This is a genomic window from Vibrio sp. TRT 2004 (assembly GCF_050113735.1).
In the GTDB taxonomy this organism is placed as follows: Bacteria; Pseudomonadota; Gammaproteobacteria; order Enterobacterales; family Vibrionaceae; genus Vibrio.
This window is the reverse complement of record NZ_JBNJOH010000010.1, coordinates 41,405-61,218: the sequence shown is the minus strand read 5'-3', so window position 1 is coordinate 61,218 and position 19,814 is coordinate 41,405. Positions and strand designations below refer to the sequence as shown.

Here is a 19,814-nt window from a genome sequence, read left to right as displayed (position 1 = left end):
ACCGAATGGACAAGCCCTATTTGTCGAGAGCAAAAATCGTAAGATTCAGATCAATCGCATCGCTTAGCCAGTCGGCATAATCGGTGTGATCTTTTAAGTCATCGCCCGTCACACCATGTATTAAGATTGAGTGACCGTTGCGTTGTTGATCTAGCCAAGGAATGAGGTTGTTGAAGTCTTTATCGGTAAAACTTACCGAAAAAATCGACATTTACCTTAACACTGCACTTCGCCACAGTCGCGCATACTTACGTTCATTACAAATCAGGCAACAATACCCTTCTCAAAAGCGTACTTAGCCAGCTCTGCCGTACTATGCAGGTCAAGCTTATGCTTTATATTCTGACGATGGGTTTCCACTGTTCGATAACTAATGTTCAACAAAGAGGCAATTTCCTTACTACTCTTGCCTTCCGCCACCAACTTCAAAATCGCCTCTTCACGTCGGCTAAGTGGATTGGGTTTCTTACTACTCGGGATGACTTGTTGAGAAAACAAGGTCTGAGTTACTGATTCACAAAAGTAGGTCGATCCTTGATAGACTGTTTTAATCGCTTGAACCATACGACGTGCACAGATTTCCTTGAGCATATAACCGACAGCTCCCACCTGCATCACTTTCATTATGTACTCACGATTGTCATGCATTGTGAGCATTAACACCTTTACATCAGGCATCTCTTCTTTGATTAGAGCTGTCGCATCAATCCCATTCATCAATGGCATACTCACGTCCATCAATACAACGTCGGGCATTAAAGCTTTGACCACTGTTATTGCTTCCACACCGTTGCTGGCAGAACCAACCACCTCAATATCATCTTCAGTTTCTAAACGAGCGATAAATCCATCTAAAACAACTTGGTGATCATCGACAATCACCACTTTTATCGGTTTATCCATAAACTAATCCGTCCAATTCCAGTAACACAGTTATTTCCGTTCCGAACCCCGGCTCACTTTCTACTTCGAAGTCTCCGCCAATAAATTCAACCCTTTCGCGCATATTTCTCAGCCCGATACCGCTTTTCCTAAGGGCGCTTCCGACATCAAAGCCAACGCCATCATCACGGATAATCAGTTGCAACATATTGCCCATTTGCTGCAGTATCACACTGACATTATTGGCATGTGAATGTTTTTCTATATTAGTCAGTGATTCCTGAGCCACACGGTATAACGTCGTTGCAGCATCGGATTGTAACTTACCAGGTTGAGTCGATAGTGACGCTTCGATTTCGACGCCAGAGTGTGATTTAAAATCGAGCAACAAACTATTAAGTGCGGCTTCCAAACCAATATCATCAAGGGCGCTAGGACGCAAGTTATGAGAAATATGGCGAACTTCATTAATTGCTGTGGTCAGCGACTGCTGAGACTTTTGAAGGTGTTGCTGCAATGCGGCATCGTCAATTTTGCTCGCCAGCAACTCCAAATGGCATTTGCTCGATACCAGAAGCTGATTGATGCCATCATGCAACTCCCGTGCTAAATGTTTCTTCTCATCCTCTTGGAACATCACTGTTTGGTGCGCTAGCTGTTTTAAGCTTCTATCAGCCAGTTTGTGTTCATGCAGATTAACCGCCAAGGTAATCACCACAATGACACCCACGGTAACCACCACAATCACAATTACTGAGAAAAAGGTCGTCTCTATATTGCGGTTAACTTCAGATTTCAGATTGGCGACTTCATAGGTGATATCTTCGATATAAAGCCCAGTGCCGACCATCCAATTCCATTTATCTAACCATGCGGCATAGCTTAACTTGGTGACATTTTCCCCTGTTGAAGGTTTTTGCCACAAATATTGATGAAAGCCGCCACCATTCTGTGCTTCAGCCAACAGCGCTTTAATCAGGTAGTCGCCATTCTTATCTCGAATATACAATAGATTTTGTCCAACGAGGTCTGGCATAACAGGATGAACAAGATTGGTACCGCTTTCGTCGTAGGCAAAGAAATAACCGTCTTTATCTTTACCGTAGCGAAGCTTAGTCAAGACTTCTTTAACCTGTTGTTTCGCTGCTTCTTCTGGCAACTCTTCATCATTGTAGATGTGCGAAATCGCGTCAAACGCCAAGTCCACTTTGTCTTTAAGTGCCGTTTCTTTTGAACGAATCAGTCCATCTTCAAATATTTGGATCTCTTTCTCACCCAATGTTTTTGCTTGATGAATGGAGATCCAACTGGTCAAAGCCGTAACTAGGAGTAGTGGCAATAAGCTGAGTACAATCAGCTTGGCTTGTAGAGGCATTCCCTTCCCCCTTTAAAACAACATAGGTTGCTTACCCTAGTGGGCAAGCAACCTAACTTTAACAGGAGTTGTAGACTAACTGTAATTAAATGATCACATTCCGTAAAATTGTGGGAAGACAAGCAGGGTTATCAATACCGCGATTTGTATGCCGATGAATGGCATTACACCGCGATAGATATCTCTTGTCGTCACTCCTTTTGGCGCGACGCCTTTGAGATAAAACAGACTGAAACCAAAGGGTGGCGTCAAGAAGGATGCCTGTAAGTTCATCGCAATCAGAATCGCAAACCAAGTCATATTGATGCCAAGGATTTCTGCAACAGGCGCAAGAATCGGTACGATAATGAAACAGATTTCTACGAAGTCGATAAAGAAGCCGAGGATCAGAATAACCAGCATGGTAATGATGAGGAAGCCCCACTTCTCTCCAGGTAATTGCAGCATCCACTCTTCGACTAAATAGTCACCGCCAGTGTAAGTAAATGCCATAGAGAATGCAGTCGCACCCAACAAGATCGCAAATACCATCGCCGTCACTTTCACCGTCTCTTTTGACGCTTCGTAGACCATAGACCAACTGAACTGGCGGTATAGTAGAGCCAGTACGATAGCACCCGCACCACCTAGCGCCGCAGACTCTGTTGGTGTCGCGATGCCAGCAAAAATTGAACCTAACACGACAACGATTAGAGCGAGCGGCGGAACAACCGCTTTCAACGCTTTAATGACTTCCTCTTTGCGGCTGATATCACCATCACTCGGAATCGGTTGAGCCGCTTCTGGATTTAACTTGGCGTAAATCAAGATATAGACCACGTACGCACCTACGAGGGCGAGACCAGGCCAAACCGCTGCTTGAAACAAGTCGCCTACAGGGACACCGAGCACATCACCCAATAGAATCAATACGATAGATGGCGGAATGATTTGTCCTAAAGTACCAGACGCACAGATGGTGCCGCATGCTAACCCTTTGTCGTAATTGTACTTGAGCATAACAGGGAGAGAGATTAAGCCCATTGCCACCACGGAAGCACCCACCACACCAGTAGACGCAGCAAGTAAGGCACCAACCAAAACGGTAGAAATCGCAATACCACCACGTACCCCACCGAACAGTTTGCCCATGGACTCAAGTAACTGTTCTGCTAGACGTGTTTTTTGCAGAACCAAGCCCATAAAAACAAACAGCGGAACGGCCATCAGAACCGTATTTTCCATTATCGACTGAACGCGGTAAGGCATAAAGGCAAACATATCCCAACCTTCAGCCCAAACACCAAAGATAAGAGCGATACCACCAAAGGTAAACGCGACAGGGAAGCCAAGTAGCAGAGCAAACAAGGCAACAAAAAACATTACAATACCAACCATTTTCCTGTCTCCTTACTTCTGTTTTTCTGCGTAGATTAGATGCGGGTTAACGATCTTGTTTAATGAATGAAGAAATAGACCAATACCGCTAATTGCCATGAACAAGAAAGACAATGGAATCATAGCCTTGATAATCCAGCGGTAAGGTAAGCCACCCGGATCGCCCGATGTTTCTCCCAGTGCGTAACTCTCTTTGGCGAAGTCGATACCGTAGTAAGTCACAAGGATACAAAATGGTAGTAAGAAAAAGAGTGTTCCAAGCATATCGATGATTGACTGAGCTTTATGAGACAAGCGCTCATAGAACAGGTCTACTCGAACATGGCCACCCGCTTTAATGGCATAAGGAATGCCGAGTAGGAAAACCGCTGAGAATAGATGCCATTCCATTTCCTGAAAGGCAATTGAAACATCATTAAAGGCATAGCGCATTACTACGTCATACACGACGTTAGCCAATAACAAAATGAACAATATACTTGATAACCATCCGAGGAAGTCACCAAAGCGATTAAATACTCGCTCGATATAAATTAGGCTTCTCATTCCCTACTCCATGGAATTTTGAATGTACGCCATGCTGATTGGCATGGCGTTTATTAGAGGTTTTTCTTGGGCTTAGCACCATACGTGACGCCGTCACGCATGGCGATTCTAATTATTATTGTGCTTGGCTGTTCAGGTAAGCACGGTGTGATATATCTGTCCATGAACGAACTTGTTTTAGGTAATCTGCTTGAGATTTCTGAATCTCTTTCGCAAGGTCGTCAGACTCAGCATGCTTAGCCAGTAGACGGTCATTCGCTTCATGCAGTGCATTCATTACCTCAGGTGGGAAGTCTTTAACCTGAACATCAGGATATTCAGACTTGATAGAAACCCAGTTTTTGCCACTTTCGTGCGTTGCTTGCGTGTACATATCGTAAGCCGCTGTACGCATAGCCACACGTAGGATTTCTTGTAGATCTTCTGGCAATCCCTCCCATACACGTTTGTTCACTAGGAATTGAAGTTCTGAACCTGGCTCATGCCAACCCGTGTAGTAGTAAGGTGCAATTTTGTGGAAGCCCATACGTAGGTCTAGTGAAGGTCCAACCCATTCCAACGCATCAATCGTACGACGTTCAAGCGACGTGTACAGTTCACCAGGTGCGATGTTGGTTGGTTTTGCGCCCAATTCAGCTAAGATTTCACCAGCAAAACCTGGGATACGCATTTTAAGACCTTGCAAATCTTCGACTGAATTGATCTCTTTCTGGAACCAGCCGCCCATCTGAATATCAGTGTTACCACCAGGGAACGAGAGTAAGTTGTGAGGGGAATAGACTTTATCCATCAGTTCCATACCACCACCATGGTAGAACCACGCGTACTGCTCTGCTGGTGTCATACCGAAAGGCATAGAAGTGAAGTAAAGAGTGTTAGGTACTTTGCCTTTCCAGTAGTAAGAGCCTGAGTGACCCATGTCATATTGACCAGACTTAACCATATCGAAAATACCTAACGGCGCTTTGTGTTTGTTCGCTGAGTCGATACGAATTTGCAAACGGCCATTAGACATTTTCTCAGCCATTGCCGCCATATTCTTTGTTGCGTCACCAAACACTGGGAAATTTGGTCCCCAAGTTTCAGCAAGCTTTAAGCGATAAACTTTTTCAGCTGCGGATACTGAAGTCGACATAACCGCGAGAGCTGCTGCCATCGCCGTCACTTTTAATACTCTTTTTAGAGATTGTTTAATAAGACTCATGTTCACGTCCTTTGTTTAACGGTCATACCCATCTAGGTACCTTTTGTTTCACTTATAGATTGAGTCATCTATTAACAAGATAAAATCAGCGAGAACACTGATAAAATTTAACAGCGACACGTAAAATTCGACTAAAGAATTACGTATTAATACGTAGCCAAAAGTCCATAAACAAATAAATGCCTTTAAAAACATAGTATTAAATTAAGGCATCGACTCAGCACTGTGAGGATATACTTAGTAAGTCGTACGCGATAGAAAATAAATATATTGATAAAAAGTGTGACTTGGACAGATAAAATTACCACTAGATATGAAAAAGCCCCGACATAAGTCGAGGCTAATACACATTAATCAGCAAAGCACTTAGGCTTGCAGTGATTTTTCCAGCGGCAATTAAACTGCTTTATAAATAACTTTGTTGCCCGCTAGTTGCTCTTTGACTACTAGATTTTCTTCTAATAGTTTCTTCAGCGCACCCGTTGCCCAAGATGCTGCTTTAGCATCGTCTTGACCTGCTGCCAGACCGATACCTTTAGGGTTGATGCCTTCTGCGTTGCTAACAACGATTTCTAGAACTTGTTGCTGCTTTGGAGTAAGCGCAACGTCAGTTGTTGCTGTTGCAGCAACGACTACTTTCTCCGCTGCTGGTTTTACAGCTACTTTCTTCTCAACTGCAGGCTTAGCTTTCTTTGTTGCTTGTACATTTGCAACTGTCGCTTTGATGCGTTTTTGCAGTTTTGCCTGCACTTTGCGCTTGTGAGCAAGTCTCATCGAGTATCTCTCCATTTCACTGCATACGGAGCAGTGGTGAAAATTTGAAGCGCGATTTATACCAAAATTTTGCACCCATTTACAGAGCATGGGTGGTTTTATGCCACAAAAATGCGCGATATACTTGGATCAGACTACAATTTAATCAGTCTCTCCAGTGATCAAATTTGTCACTACTGAGTATATAAACAGAGGTATTACACTTACGGGTTGTGGAATATGCAAACGGTACACTTAACCAATCACCCTTTCCTCATTTCACCGATTACGAGTCGCTGGTTAGTCGGACTTTTTGTCATCGGCTGCCTGTTTCTTATGCTCTATGCGCCAGGATGGCAACAAGCCGTTTTAACCGTGATTGCGATTCTTTGTCTGCTCGGATTCGGCTACTTGTTAGTGCTAAAAAGTACCGTTCAATTTACCCTGACAGCCAGTCACTTTCAGCAACACCTGTTTAAAGGTGGCTGGGTACTCAAGTGGAACAACATTCAAAAGATAGGTATCTGCCATTATGATCAGGAGGGATGGCAACAGCCTCTTCCTTGGATTGGAATTAAGATTAAAAACTACTCCCCTTACTTAGAGAGCATATGCCCGCGAATAGCGACTGAAATTCTGCTCAGTCAACGCGCCCTGCTCTATCTGGGCGCTCGCCAGCATCATCAAAGTGAACGTTTTGAAGAGATCGTTTTAGACTCACAATCTTATCGAAACTCAAGTGGTAAGGAATTTAAGGGATTGCAAGCGATGTTAGCTAATCGAATGAGATATCAGCGTGAGTATTTCGATTACGATATTTTTATCTCAGCAAATGACCTCGATAGAGATGCCAAAGACTTTGTCGGCCTTGCTCGACGTTATTTAGCCGCTGCCGAGCCTGAGGAGTGATGGAATGGCTAGTCGGCAATCTCCTGCCCAAAAAAAAAGGTCGCATAAGCGACCTTTTCTGTGTATTCCGTTAGTAAAGAGGCATTTCATCCGCAACGAATGGATTCGAAGCGCGTTCACGACCAAACGTTGACTCTGGCCCATGACCAGGGACAAAGCGCACATCGTTACCTAGTGGCCATAGCTTGCTCTTAATCGAGTTAATTAGGGTATCAAAATCCCCTTTCGGGAAATCGGTACGCCCCACTGAGCCATTGAACAGAACATCGCCAACAAAAGCCAGTTTCGCCTCTTCGCTGTAAAGCACAACATGGCCCGGAGTGTGTCCCGGAGTGTGAATGACATTCATAACCTGTTGACCAAACACAATTTTATCGCCGTCATTAAGCCATTGATTTGGCTCAAACGCTTGAGTCAAAGGGAAACCAAACATTTGGCTCTGGCCTTCAAGACCTTGTAGCCAAAAGTTATCATCTTTATGCGGACCAACGATTTCTACACCGCCTAGCTCATCAGCCAACGGTTCTGTACCGCCAACATGATCTAAGTGACCGTGGGTCAAAACAAGGTTAACCACTTTGACACCAAGTTCTTTGATTAGCATCGCGAGCTGTTTCACGTCGCCGCCTGGATCAACAACGATACCTTCCATTGTTTGGTCACACCAAACAATAGAGCAGTTTTGAGAAAACGAAGTGACAGGAACGACTTGATACTTAAGTGACATAAATAAACCTTGATAAACGTCTTAACTCGCTGAACTATGACATTTGCCAAGCGCTTTGACAACACTCGACCCGCGCCCTAGTGATAAAGCTATGACCAATAGCGAACTGGACCAGTGTCAATATGAACAAAATTACTACTTGGATAGTAACCTACGCCACCAAGTTGTAGCTCTCTAGAAACGTCTCGCACGCGCTTCAGACTGACACCGTCAAGACGAAAATCTATCGCTTGACCCAGCATATGATAGCTCTTCTTTGCCACACCCTTTGACTTACCGCGCAATGATTCATTCGTCGCTGGAGAGCGGTAGCCTGAGATAATCTGAACTTCTGCTTCGACACTTAGCGCTTTCTGAATCAAGCTAATGTGATCGAACAGTTTCTTATCCATTGGATAGACTTCGTCACGTCTAAAATCGCGGCAAAGGTGATTCAGTCGGTTAAGTTCTCGTGAAACGTAACGGGTACCATCAAAATAACATGTTTCAAGCGCTTCTCGTGTATGGAGGTTTGTCAGTGCAAGAGTTCGAGGTTGATCTGGGTATTTCGCCAAAGCGATACTAGGAATACAACTCGCTACTACCAAACCACTTCCGGCCAGTTTAATAAAATCTCGTCGGGATAATGCCACTTTCAAATACCTTCACAATAATTGTTGCTCTAACGTGTCGACTGGTGACACTACCTAACTCTGTTGTGAAGTGCAAATGCATAAAACGTGCTCAAGGTGGCACTTGAGCACGATCTTTTTGCTTAATTGTTGAACCTATTGATAAAAATAGTTTCGAATTGCCTCGGTAAAGGTTTGGTCAAGTTTATCCCTTTGTGTAACTAAATCTGTCGAGGCGGTAAATGTCTTCCCTGTAGTGGACATTGCCTTCCTCATACCATGCCGTTTGGTAAATGATATGGACTGGTATACGATTTTTGAGAGGGATCGACTGATTGGGTCTCGGTGTCTGTTGAGCTTGTTCATCCATCACTAAACCCTGTGTTTGCAGTAAGGTATCCGCAAACACATCAGCGTTCTCAACTCGAATACATCCTGAGCTAAACGCTCGTTGTGTTTCAGCAAACAGGTTTTTACTTGGTGTATCGTGCAGATATATCGCTCGTCGATTAGGCGTATTAAATTTATAAAGGCCTAACGCGTTAGCGCTCCCTGAAAGCTGCGTCATACGATAAGGAAACGTCTCTGGCTTGAGGTTCTCCCAGTCAATATCGTTTGGGTCTATCACTTCTTGTGAGCCCCATTTGGGAATAATCTGGATATTATGATTGACGAGATAATCCCTGTCCTGCTGCACTTTCGGGATAATATCTTCCACCATGATTTTCCAAGGGACATTCCAGGTAGGATTGAGAATCAAGGAATCTAACTTCGTCATCATTAGGGGTGTTGGACGAGCCTTTTTACCCACCACTACTTTTGATTCGAATACCGTTTGTCCCGAATTCCAGTATTTCATTTGGAAGCTCGGCACATTGACCACGATAATCGTGTCTCGTTCTGCTGGCCAGTAACGAATACGCTCAGCGTTAATCGCTAAAATGGCTAGCCGCTTCTCGATCGGTAAGTTAATCCACTTAATGGTTTCTGGGCCAATTATGCCGTCTGCCTTTAAGCCATGTAGTCGCTGAAACTCTTTCACCGCATTTTCTAGTGAACGGTCATACCAACTGACGTCCTTGCGTACATCCAAGAGGTTAACGTCGACTATTTCTAGCCTTTGAAGCAGTACATCCCGATTGTCCAGCTTATCTCCAACCTTAACCAAACCTGACTGTCGATACACTGGCGTATCGATTTTTTGGTATTTGACCATATGCAGGTAAGTGTCAACGAGATCCTGATAACCTGAAGAGTCAGGAGTATACGCTTCGATCAACTCACCCAGTTGCTGCTGCCCAATCGCTCTGTGGGTAGCAATTAGTGCACTGTTGGGAGGAAGAGGCAGAGGTTGCGTCATTTTGCGTTCAAAGAACCAGTCTTGCCCACGAGTCTTCGCCACTTCGGCATAACTCATGTAAAGCAGTAAGGTATCGGTCGCAAGTAAGTCATACTCGTACCAGCGATTGCTCTTGCGGTAAAACTGCAAATAGCTTAGCTGACGGGAAAACAACGCGCTAAAGCCAGCGAGATCGATGACTTCTAGCTGAAACTCTAACTTGCTACTTTGTTGCAGATCGAACCAGATCATCTGATCGTTGTTATTGCGGTAAATATCTTCAACCACAGCAGGGTATTGCAACAATCGGTGCAGTTGACTGTCCGACTTCAACCATCCTATCTGATTAAAATAAGGGGCAGATAGCACCGCTGAAGGAGTCAGACACAATAATATCAACCAATAAGCCCATCTTCGCATTGTCACATCCCTGCCATACGTTTAGGTAAAGTATGGCAGAGATGAAAGCGCTCGGTATGACTTGTTTTTAAGACTGACGGGAGTGTCTAAGTTTTTCAGAAATTAGCCGCTCAGTTTCGCCCAATGGTTGTCCCACTGCACGCCAGATTGAACGATCTCCTTAGCGCCTGGCGCTGACTGGCTAATCACACCACCGCTACCTGAGCTCACTTTAAACTGATCACTTTCAACGACGACTCCAGAGGCATCAGGCAGTGGAGCCAACTCAACCAGCTGGTGCGTCTCTTTCGACCAGATGCCGTAGCAGTTGCCGCGAGGAGAAGTCGCTAAAATCCACTCTTGCGTTGCCGCGATACTCGCAATGTAATGATCAAAGCGAGCCCACTGCTCAGGCTCTGCTTGTAACGGCACAAGCTCTCCTCCCACTTTATGCATAGCCAACAGCGAAGGATATTCATCCGCCTCACCTCGGTACTGCTGCCCACAAAGTACCGTGTCTGAACCATCGTGGGCCAAATGTCGGATACTGAGTTTGTGGTCGCTCAGTCCCACTTGCTCAATAAGCTCGCCATTGTGATTTAAGTAACTCAGACTCGGCATCATTGTAGCCAAGTTGAGCGGCTCACGCCCATTAGTGTGCACCCCGCCGACACCGATAACCAAGATATCATTTGGCATCACGATCACTTCATGAGGGCCGACGCCAAACCCGCTAAACTCAGCGACTTTTTTGTAACCGGCAGCAACATCATAAATACCAATAATGCCTCGGCTGGTACCACGCTCACCTTCAGTGGCATATAACCACTGCCCGTCATTTGAGTAGACACCATGTCCGTAATAATGACGGTTGCTGTCCGCAGCTCTCAGTTTGATCACATCACCGGTCTGAAAGTCAAACACCTGAAAGAAGGTCCCTGGCCGACGTCCAAAGGCCACGGCGTGATTCAGTTGCGCTAAAGTGGCGACACCGTGCCCTCTTTGCGGAAGAGATACTGAGTGGATTGGCATACCATATGAATCTGCAACCACTGCACTGTAACGATCTCGACCTACAATTGCGCACCCAACCAGAGAGGGTTGCTTCATTTTCGGTTTGGTAGAAACACATCCAACAAGCGGATAAGCCGCTGCAAATAGAGCCGCCTTTAGCAATTTACGACGAGTACTATCAGTCACCATCAGTTGCGTTGAATCCTATAATTACGCCTAGTTCAATCGCGACTTCTTCATGAATCAGATATTGCAATTGCTCTAGTTTATTGTATTGAGAGTAGGCGTTTTGGTAGCCTTGCTTGGTTTGCAACATATCGAACAAGCTCATGTCCGTTGGCCAAGTCTCAATGGTCATTGCAAACTGATTAGCCACTCGATCGGCAAGATCCGATTTGTCTTGCTGACGCAGTATGGCATCCAGTCCATTGCCCTCGGAAAAATAGAGTTTTTCTATCGCTACTATATTGGCACGAAGGTTTTGCATCGATGTTTTAGAGCGCCAAGACTCTGAAAAATATGGGCGAGGTTGACCAAAATTCGCCAGCGGGCGGCTCATTTTTTTCATGCTGTATTCGAGCTGGTTAGACAGCAGCGCAATATACTCTGATTGCCATTGCTGCTCGTTAAGCTCAACCCATGGGTTCAACGTCCATGCGTCAGCAATTTTATTGGCATTACTTTGAAGATTTTCTGCAATCGACGTCGCGGTCTGACAAGTTCGAGGATTCCCCGTCAAATCAGAGGCTTGATCAAACAATAACCATTCGACTGAACCTAGTCCCTGAACGGTAACACTCTGAAGCGCAATCGCTTGCGCTGACCAAGCATTGGGCTGCTTAATCAATGCACTCATTTTAAGCCCAGTGGTATTTTTTTTGTCGGGCCAAAACTGTACGTTCCAGCTTTGGGCCAAAGCCGCTTCTGGGCCACGCTCTTGTCCTTGGAGCGCCATCCAACTCAGCATAGTCTGATGCCATTGAGATTTGACTGCTTCAATACCTGTGGTCGAAGCACAATAGCTTGATATCGAGTCAGTGAGCTTATCGGCCTCTGTTCTAAACTTCTGCGCAGACATAAACTCGACTTGATAAACGGCCTGACTATAGTGATCAGTCAGTTGAGGCTGATTTGCATCATTTCCAATACTTTGGCACCCCAAGAGTGACAACGAAAATGATGAGGCTAAAACAAGCTTGGTATAGTTCATCGGTAATTCCTATAGCGAGTTAAGAAATGCAATCAGTGCATCTCGTTCTGTCTGATTAAACTGCAACACCTTCTGTTTTGCGGCTTCAGCTTCTCCGCCATGCCACAGTACTGCTTCCATCAGGTTACGTGCACGTCCGTCATGCAGAAAATAAGTGTGGCCATTGACTTCTTTGGTATAACCAATACCCCATAGAGGTTGTGTTCTCCACTCCTGCCCATTCGCCAGATATTCAGGGCGATTGTCAGCAAGCCCTGGCCCCATATCATGCAGTAACATGTCAGTGTATGGGTGAATGGTTTGGTTAGACAACGATGGCAGTTCTTCGCGTGTTGCCGTCTTTACATTGGTTTTATGACAGCTTTCACAACCCACTTTTGCAAACAATTGTTGCCCTAATTTAACTTCCGGCTTGTTGATATTACGTCTTGCTGGGACCGCTAAGTGCTGTGAATAGAACTCTACGAAATCAAGAATGTTATCACTGACCTCAGGTGAACCACCGTTAGGTAACTCGCGACAAAGTGTCTGCTTAGCAGTACAGTTCTCATTTGGAAATAGCGAGCTAGTTAGACCCACGTCGCCGTTAAAAGCCGCAGCATTCTGCTGCATTAAGTTCGGCTGTCCCGCTTTCCAGCCAAATCGACCGATAGCAAAATCATTGCCACGAACGTCCCAGACGATATTCAGTTTTCCTGAGATACCATCTCCGTCCTTGTCTTGCTCATCTGCCCATGCTTTTAGTGTTGCAGCAGGAATACTTTCTAGCAATCCAAGACCTATCATTGGCGGCGCAACACGAGCAGACATTTGCGTTTGTGGGTGCATCTCTCCGTAACCCAACTCAACAATCGATAAATTCGGTTTGCGCAATGACACGCGTGTTCCGTCAGCAAAAGTCACCGGAACCTCTTGGTATGTAATTCTTACTTGGCCTTCCACCGTTTGATCTTGCAGAGCAAAGTCTTGTAGTTGACCACCATAAGTTGGCTCAGGAATAGTGCCATCTTTGATATACGCCTTTTTCTGCTCAGCAGTCATTGGCGGAATACTTAATCGCACCAACATCGAGACCGCGTGAAGATCATTGGCCTCTGGCGGATGGCCTCGCCCATCTTTAATGTGACAGTTTTGGCACCCATTTGTATTAAACAGCGGCCCTAACCCATCACGTGCATCGGTAGACGCTGGAGCCTGAACCCAAGGGTTACGGAAAAAACTGTTTCCGACACTAAAGTCCAGACGTTTTGACATAGGCAAATTGCCCGCTGGCAGCGAGAACGCATTGGGGCCTTCTTTCTCGACCGTTGTTTTGCCTCCCGACGTTACATCATAAGCAAAGGATGACATGGAGGTGCTAAGCATTAGCAAACAGGTTAAAACTGGTTTCAAGTACAACTTCATTCTGATAGCTCTCATAAGGCGCTATAACCGCACAGATTAAATGGGAATAATTCTCAAAAACACATTAGATAAAAAAACGGCAAAAGGGCTCTAATGAGCCCTTCGGTTTAAGTCATCGAGCGATTAAAACTCGTGATCTGCGGTGTCTGGATTCAAACTCGTGATACCGACAATTTTTGCCGCTCGTTCAATTTGAGCTGTCTGCGTCACTAGCGACATGATGGTTTCATTGACCAATGCGTTACCTTGCGTGTTACCAGCAGCAATCAACTGGTCAAAGAACTGGTTGTTCTTTTCAGCAGAAGTCACTAACTGACCCACTTGTGCACGAGTGACATCAAATTGCTTTTGAATCTCTTTGGCTGCCTGTTTGTCTTTCTGAGCAACAAGTTCGTGAATACTAGGACCAGCTAACAATGTACCGTCTTGACGCTGGTATGTGCCAGTGTAGACGTTGTAGATGCCTTGCTCATTGTAGTAGTGTGAATTGTGCGTATTGTCCGAGAAACAGTCGTGCTCATCTTCCGTTGAGTTGGCTTCTAGAGCTACTTTCATACGCTCACCAGCCAATTCGCCAAGAGAAAGTGACCCCATACCAAACAACATTTTACGTAACCCTTTATCTGCGGAATCGTTGATCAACTCTTCACGGTAGTTGCCTTTAACATCCGCTGACCACTGATTTTCCATCCACTCTAAGTCCTGAACGAGTAACTCAGCGGCGGCTTTTAGATAGTCACCACGACGGTCACAGTTGCCGTTGGTACAGTTTTCACCGACCACAAAATCTGTGTATGCACGCGCACCTGCTCCTGCATTAGTTCCGTTTAAATCTTGCCCCCAAAGAAGGAACTCAATCGCATGGTAACCAGATGCGACGTTCGCTTCCGAACCACCGACTTCGTTTAGATCAGCAATCAGCTCTGGTGTAATTTTCGCTACATCTAACCTTGTTGCACCGATCGTTAGCTGCTTATTAGCAACGATGTTGGCATTTGCGCCTTCATTACCCAGTTCGTATTGGTATTCAGATGATACGTAGTCAATGAGGCCCTCATCCAGCGGCCACGCATTTAGCTGACCTTCCCAATCATCGACAACAGCGTTACCAAAACGGAAAACTTCAGACTGTTGGTATGGAACGCGAGACTCAAGCCAAGCTTGTTTTACTTGCTGGAATTTTTCGGCCGTTGGGTTAGCCAGAAAGACTTCGATCGACTTCTCTAGCGATTGCGCTGTAGTCAATGAATCGGCAAACACAGCATGAGCAACGTCAGCATAGTGCTCAACAACTTGTTCTTTGGTTACATTTGCTGCGAATACTGAGCCACTTGCCATCAGTAACGACGCTGCGACTGATTGAGCCAATAGAGATTTTACATTCATTTGAAAAGCATCCTTGTTGAGCTTAATAATTATTCTTTATTGCTAGTGCTAATTATTATCATTTGCACTACTAGATGCGAATAATACAAAGTTACAATTTTTTTGCAAGTAGCAAACAAAAAAGCCTCACAGAAGTGAGGCTTTTATCAACATACGTGATTCGTGGGATTACAAGTCTAGGTTATGCTTACCGTGAGACATTTTCGCTTTCAGGTAACCTTGGTTACCGTCTTTAACGTGAGCAGAAGTGTTGACAACCTGTTCGATCTCAATGCCGAATTGCTTAAGATCGTTTACTTTCTTAGGGTTATTAGTCACTAAGCGAATTTTATCAATGCCGAGTGCCTTTAGCATCTGTGCGGCTTCGGTAAAATCACGCAAATCATCACCAAAACCAAGGTGATTGTTCGCTTCGTAGGTGTTCATGCCTTCGCTTTGCAGCTTGTATGCGTCTATCTTGTTGTATAGACCAATACCGCGACCTTCTTGTCTCAAGTAAAGGATAATACCGCCAGATTCCGCCATGCGATTAATCGTCTCATCAAGTTGCTCGCCGCAATCGCAGCGGGATGAATGGAATACATCGCCTGTAAGACATTCAGAATGCATGCGAACCAGCGGGGTTTGCTGAGTTTGATCGGCATGTTTAAAAATGACCGCAACATGCTCTTTTTCGGTTTTCAATCCATGGAAAGAAAGAAGTTCTGCATCGATACTGCTGTTAGCACCGACTTTGAATTCGACTCTGGCTCTTACTTCCGCCATATTTTTACTCACTTGGGTTTCTTGATATTTTAATTCTGTCGCTGCATTCATTGATAATGCTCCACTTGATGATAACTATGGGGACTCTTACTCTAGAATTCAACGATTAGATCACAATTGTTATAATATAACACTTGATATTTATGGCAATAAAAAACCTCGACGATCAGAAATCGCGAGGTTATCAATATTCAATGATATGACTACAGGGGCAGAGGTGTTTAATCTTGTTGGTTCTTCCACACAGAAAGTTCAATCCAACATGCTTCTAACTCTCGCACCTCTTCATCTGTCAGCAGCGATAAGGTCGGCTTGGATTGCGGAAGCGCGTAAGCTTGAATTGCACTTATATGAGCATAAAAATCTTCGCGTAATTTAGATATGTTCATGGCCACTGCTTTTCCCTAAGACTCTATGGTTTGTAGAAACTACACATTGAATTAATTTGTCTAAAAAATGATACCAAAATACCAAATCCACGCAAAATATAGGTTCATTTTTGGGATTAAAATCACATCATTTCATTGATCAAACTCTTTACTTTTCCGGCACTTATTGGATCCAGCAATGATCTTTTAAAACAGTTCCCCATCGGGACGAGTATAGACCCGACTTTGAGACAGTGACACATATAGCACATAAAAAGAGCAGCCATTGGCTGCTCTTTTTATTTTCGAAATCCCATTTTGACATTGCCTTGGGTATCAAACCAAAGCGCTTCGCCACGGCGGCGGCCAATTAAAATTGGGCCATCATCGTAAAAAAGAAAATTCTTCCAATGCTTCTTAAACACCGACCATTTGGTCTCAATGATATTGTACTTCTCATAGCAAAAGTACACCGTAACGTCGTCTTGCCAGTCAATAAAAGCGTCAACTGCCGCAGGCAACGCTTCATCATCGGACTCCCAAGCAGACATCCAGTCCACCGTCTCTTTCCAGTTAGATTCTTTCATCGGCCAGTCACTAGAGCTAAAACGCTCTGAGTCAGGACTTTGAGCACTGATGTTTTCTTTCCATAACTGAGACGCTCGGGCTTGCGACATCGGTTTGATTGATTCTAAGTCAGCCTCGGGTACTGGCATAGATTGGTGAGTAAAAATCCATTTTCTTTGGTATTGGTCCAAAGTTTGGTATGACATTAATATTCCTCTTAAAGCGTTATGCTTTTAGCCAGCCATTGAGAGTCGCATCATTAATAATTTGCTGCGCTTTTTCCCATAGAGCCTCAGAGCCGTACTCTATTTTTTGATTCACTGTTAGCGCTTGTTGTCGTGTAACACCATGCTCTTGCCAGCTTTGCCCCTGGTTATGGTAGTTCAAAAGCATTGGAATAATCCTGTCCAATGCTTTGGCAAATTTAGCATCTGCTGACGTCGCAGATTCAAATTCTAGCCACAGTTCTAGCAAAGACTGACCTTGGTCACTTGGCAGCATACCGAACAAACGTTGGGCTGCTTCAAGCTCTTTCTGCTCTTGCTGTGCCGACGCGGCAACATCATAGACAAAGGTATCACCTGCATCAATTTCTACCACATCGTGAAGAAGCAACATTTTCACCACGCGAGAAATATCTACCGGTTGATTGGCATGTTCTTCCATTAAGATCGCCATCAAAGCGACATGCCAACTGTGTTCAGCACTATTTTCTAGCCTTCCTTCCGCGCTTTTGACTCGGGTGCGTCTCAGTACGGATTTAAGCTGGTCAAGCTCCATGAGCAGAGCCAACTGTTGTTCTAATCTTGAAGCGCTCATACTTGTGTCCAATTCGGATTAACTAATGACGTTAAACAATGATCTTCCCATTGCCCATCAATGAGCAAGTAGTCTTTCGCAAAGCCTTCTTTTTGAAATCCTACCCTTTCCAATACCGCTTCACTGCGAACATTGCGCGGCATATAACTCGCCATAATGCGATGCATGTTCTGAATGTTGAACATGTAATTGACCGCTAATTTTAATCCTCGTGTCATCGCGCCTCTTCCCTGTGCACAGTGCGCTAGGGAGTAACCGACATTGCACGCATGGAATGGGAACCGAGCGATATTGCTAAACGAGATTGTGCCTAACATTTCATTTGTCGAACGGTCAAGGATCAGCAAATAGTAGCCCAGCCCCATTCGATGAAGCTCAGCGAGTTTGATGAGTCGCTGAGTCCATCCGGATTCATCAAAAAAGGCTTCGTCTCGCTTGGGTTCCCACGGTTTTAAATGCTCTCTGTTTGCAATAAAGTAATCTGAGATCAGTTTTCCATCCATAGGCTCTGCACTACGAACGACGATGTCCTCATCCCACTCAAAGACTTGGGTAGGGGTACTCACTCTTTCCATTTAATTTTTTCTTATTCCATATTCACGTAACTTGTTTGCCACCGAGGTGTGAGAAACATTGAGTCTCTTGGCGAGTTTACGACTAGACGGGAATGAGTGATATAAGCGTTCTAGCACCTGAGATTCGTACTCTTTCATGATCTCATCAAGTGAACCATCCAAACTCAATATCGGCCCATTTGATGTCGGAGTTTCGAGCTGAGGAAGATGGAAAAGATCCGCCGTCAAGTCGTCCGTTTCAAGCTCGGTCAAAGCGCGAAGCACCATGTTTTCAAGCTGGCGCATGTTACCTGGCCATTGATACGTCACTAACTGGTCAGCCAGATCCTCTGCGATGATCGGCTTCGATATGCCTAGTTGTTTTACGTACTTAGCAACAAACAATTCAAGCAGCGGTGCAATATCGTTTGAGCGTTCCCTTAACGGTGGAATAAGTAATGTAAGCACGTTGAGACGATAAAAAAGATCTTCACGGAACACGCCTGACTCGGCTAAATCAGCCAGTTGATGTCTGGTTGAAGCAATCACCCTAACATCGACATGAACTTCATGCTCTTCTCCGACACGTCTAAACGTGCCATCTTGTAGCAATCGCAGTAATTTGATTTGCAGATGCGGGCTCATCTCCCCAATTTCATCAAGGAAAACCGTGCCGCCATTCGCTTGCTCAAATATACCTTTATGGCCTTGCTCATGGTTGAATGAACCCGGTGCGTGACCAAATAATTCAGTTTCAGCAACATCGTCAGGCATCGAAGCACAGCTCAAAACCAAGAACGGCTTAGAAGCGCGATTTGAACGGTTATGACATGCACGAGCTAGCATCTCTTTACCGGTTCCCGTTTCACCTTGAATGAGTAGCGGTTGGTCTAGCATTGACAGCTTCTTAGCTTGGCTAATCAGCGCCTTATGTCTATTTGACACCCCGACAAAATGCTCAAACCCAAGATTATTGTGTAGTGGTAAAGAGTCATCAAATATCGCTTTTTCCTGTACGGAACGGATGATCATCACCGTACTCGCCAGCACAGACTCATTTGACTCATCACTGATATAGACAGGCATGATTTCCATCATGTAATCCAAACCACCGATGACAATATTTTCTCTCAATCGAGTTATCTTACCTTCAACCCACTTAGCGAAATTGAAGTTAGGCAACAACGAGGTGATCTGATGACCAATGATTTCCGCTTCTTCACGACTAAATAGGGTCAACGCGGCGTGGTTTGCCATATCCACATTGCCTTTTAAATCGATAGCTAATACCGGTTCTGGCAGGTTGTTAAGCAGAGAAATCAGCTCATTATTGTGGCGTTCAATTGGCATGAATTGGATTTTTCGAACGTCATTAACACCTGAGATACGGCGAATTTCAGCCATAAGCTCACTAAAGGTATCAAAGTCGATATCCGGACAGTTGAGGTAGATAATACCGCTCACATCGATTTCGATACCGCGAAGATCAATGTTTTTCGAAGCAAGAATATCGAGCAATTCACGAGTCAAACCAAGTCTGTCTTCACAAAAAACTTCTAGACGCACGTATGAGTTCCTAACTAAGGTGTCACGAAAAGTTGACAG

The 19,814-nt window shown here is 44.8% G+C and carries 21 protein-coding genes; 1 reads left to right on the top strand and 20 read right to left on the bottom strand.

Going from position 1 to position 19,814, the window contains the following annotated elements:
* Positions 1–16: 16 nt before the first annotated feature.
* From ACQEXR_RS06435 to ACQEXR_RS06405, 7 genes are all read right to left on the bottom strand, one after another.
* Positions 17–211 carry a DOPA 4,5-dioxygenase family protein gene (locus ACQEXR_RS06435; RefSeq protein WP_331428219.1) on the bottom strand — a complete coding sequence of 65 codons (195 nt, stop codon included), beginning with the start codon at positions 209–211 and terminating at the stop codon, positions 17–19.
* A gap of 53 nt (positions 212–264) precedes the next feature.
* Complete coding sequence (locus tag ACQEXR_RS06430) at positions 265–903, bottom strand: response regulator (RefSeq protein WP_138971338.1); 639 nt, start codon at positions 901–903, stop codon at positions 265–267.
* On the bottom strand, positions 896–2,257 hold the full coding sequence (locus tag ACQEXR_RS06425) for a cache domain-containing protein (RefSeq protein ID WP_427019974.1): 1,362 nt from the start codon (positions 2,255–2,257) through the stop codon (positions 896–898). The genes ACQEXR_RS06430 and ACQEXR_RS06425 overlap by 8 nt, the downstream gene beginning before the upstream one ends.
* 93 nt (positions 2,258–2,350) lie before the next feature.
* Entirely contained in the window at positions 2,351–3,634 is a 1,284-nt protein-coding gene (locus tag ACQEXR_RS06420; protein ID WP_427019973.1) for a TRAP transporter large permease, read from the bottom strand.
* A gap of 12 nt (positions 3,635–3,646) precedes the next feature.
* Entirely contained in the window at positions 3,647–4,180 is a 534-nt protein-coding gene (locus ACQEXR_RS06415; protein ID WP_138971335.1) for a TRAP transporter small permease subunit, read from the bottom strand.
* 115 nt (positions 4,181–4,295) lie between these two features.
* The gene (locus tag ACQEXR_RS06410; RefSeq protein ID WP_138971334.1) at positions 4,296–5,384 is read right to left on the bottom strand and encodes a TRAP transporter substrate-binding protein; all 1,089 of its coding nucleotides are present in this window, start codon (positions 5,382–5,384) and stop codon (positions 4,296–4,298) included.
* A 396-nt stretch (positions 5,385–5,780) separates the two neighbouring features.
* On the bottom strand, positions 5,781–6,158 hold the full coding sequence (locus ACQEXR_RS06405) for a MarR family transcriptional regulator (RefSeq protein WP_138971333.1): 378 nt from the start codon (positions 6,156–6,158) through the stop codon (positions 5,781–5,783).
* 219 nt (positions 6,159–6,377) lie between these two features.
* Between ACQEXR_RS06405 and ACQEXR_RS06400 the strand changes: the two genes are divergently transcribed.
* Positions 6,378–7,046 carry a DUF2982 domain-containing protein gene (locus ACQEXR_RS06400; RefSeq protein ID WP_427019972.1) on the top strand — a complete coding sequence of 223 codons (669 nt, stop codon included), beginning with the start codon at positions 6,378–6,380 and terminating at the stop codon, positions 7,044–7,046.
* Positions 7,047–7,116: 70 nt separating this feature from the next.
* Here ACQEXR_RS06400 and ACQEXR_RS06395 read toward each other — a convergent pair whose 3' ends face one another.
* The 13 genes from ACQEXR_RS06395 to tyrR form a co-directional block, all read right to left on the bottom strand.
* Positions 7,117–7,773, bottom strand: a complete 657-nt coding sequence (locus ACQEXR_RS06395) for an MBL fold metallo-hydrolase (RefSeq protein ID WP_426952698.1) — start codon at positions 7,771–7,773, stop codon at positions 7,117–7,119.
* 89 nt (positions 7,774–7,862) lie between these two features.
* Positions 7,863–8,405 carry a DUF882 domain-containing protein gene (locus tag ACQEXR_RS06390; RefSeq protein ID WP_138971330.1) on the bottom strand — a complete coding sequence of 181 codons (543 nt, stop codon included), beginning with the start codon at positions 8,403–8,405 and terminating at the stop codon, positions 7,863–7,865.
* Between the two features lie 184 nt (positions 8,406–8,589).
* On the bottom strand, positions 8,590–10,143 hold the full coding sequence (locus ACQEXR_RS06385) for a L,D-transpeptidase family protein (RefSeq protein WP_426952700.1): 1,554 nt from the start codon (positions 10,141–10,143) through the stop codon (positions 8,590–8,592).
* A gap of 102 nt (positions 10,144–10,245) precedes the next feature.
* Positions 10,246–11,325, bottom strand: a complete 1,080-nt coding sequence (locus tag ACQEXR_RS06380) for a DUF1513 domain-containing protein (protein WP_426952702.1) — start codon at positions 11,323–11,325, stop codon at positions 10,246–10,248.
* The gene (locus tag ACQEXR_RS06375) at positions 11,315–12,346 is read right to left on the bottom strand and encodes an imelysin family protein (RefSeq protein WP_426952704.1); all 1,032 of its coding nucleotides are present in this window, start codon (positions 12,344–12,346) and stop codon (positions 11,315–11,317) included. The genes ACQEXR_RS06380 and ACQEXR_RS06375 overlap by 11 nt, the downstream gene beginning before the upstream one ends.
* A gap of 9 nt (positions 12,347–12,355) precedes the next feature.
* Positions 12,356–13,750 (bottom strand): di-heme oxidoredictase family protein, encoded by a 1,395-nt coding sequence (locus tag ACQEXR_RS06370; RefSeq protein ID WP_426952706.1) that lies wholly within the window; start codon positions 13,748–13,750, stop codon positions 12,356–12,358.
* Positions 13,751–13,873: 123 nt separating this feature from the next.
* On the bottom strand, positions 13,874–15,136 hold the full coding sequence (locus tag ACQEXR_RS06365) for an imelysin family protein (RefSeq protein WP_426952708.1): 1,263 nt from the start codon (positions 15,134–15,136) through the stop codon (positions 13,874–13,876).
* 168 nt (positions 15,137–15,304) lie between these two features.
* Positions 15,305–15,952, bottom strand: coding sequence for a GTP cyclohydrolase II (locus ACQEXR_RS06360; RefSeq protein ID WP_171052261.1), 648 nt, complete (start codon positions 15,950–15,952; stop codon positions 15,305–15,307).
* Positions 15,953–16,122: 170 nt separating this feature from the next.
* Positions 16,123–16,290: a hypothetical protein gene (locus tag ACQEXR_RS06355; RefSeq protein WP_171052144.1), complete on the bottom strand. Its 168-nt coding sequence runs from the start codon at positions 16,288–16,290 to the stop codon at positions 16,123–16,125.
* Between the two features lie 278 nt (positions 16,291–16,568).
* Positions 16,569–17,042, bottom strand: coding sequence for a DUF2947 domain-containing protein (locus ACQEXR_RS06350; RefSeq protein WP_138971192.1), 474 nt, complete (start codon positions 17,040–17,042; stop codon positions 16,569–16,571).
* Between the two features lie 19 nt (positions 17,043–17,061).
* Positions 17,062–17,655 carry an HD domain-containing protein gene (locus ACQEXR_RS06345; protein ID WP_138971191.1) on the bottom strand — a complete coding sequence of 198 codons (594 nt, stop codon included), beginning with the start codon at positions 17,653–17,655 and terminating at the stop codon, positions 17,062–17,064.
* Complete coding sequence (rimJ, locus tag ACQEXR_RS06340) at positions 17,652–18,230, bottom strand: ribosomal protein S5-alanine N-acetyltransferase (protein WP_138971190.1); 579 nt, start codon at positions 18,228–18,230, stop codon at positions 17,652–17,654. The genes ACQEXR_RS06345 and rimJ overlap by 4 nt, the downstream gene beginning before the upstream one ends.
* Entirely contained in the window at positions 18,231–19,775 is a 1,545-nt protein-coding gene (gene tyrR / locus ACQEXR_RS06335) for a transcriptional regulator TyrR (protein WP_331417828.1), read from the bottom strand.
* Between the last annotated feature and the right edge of the window lie 39 nt (positions 19,776–19,814).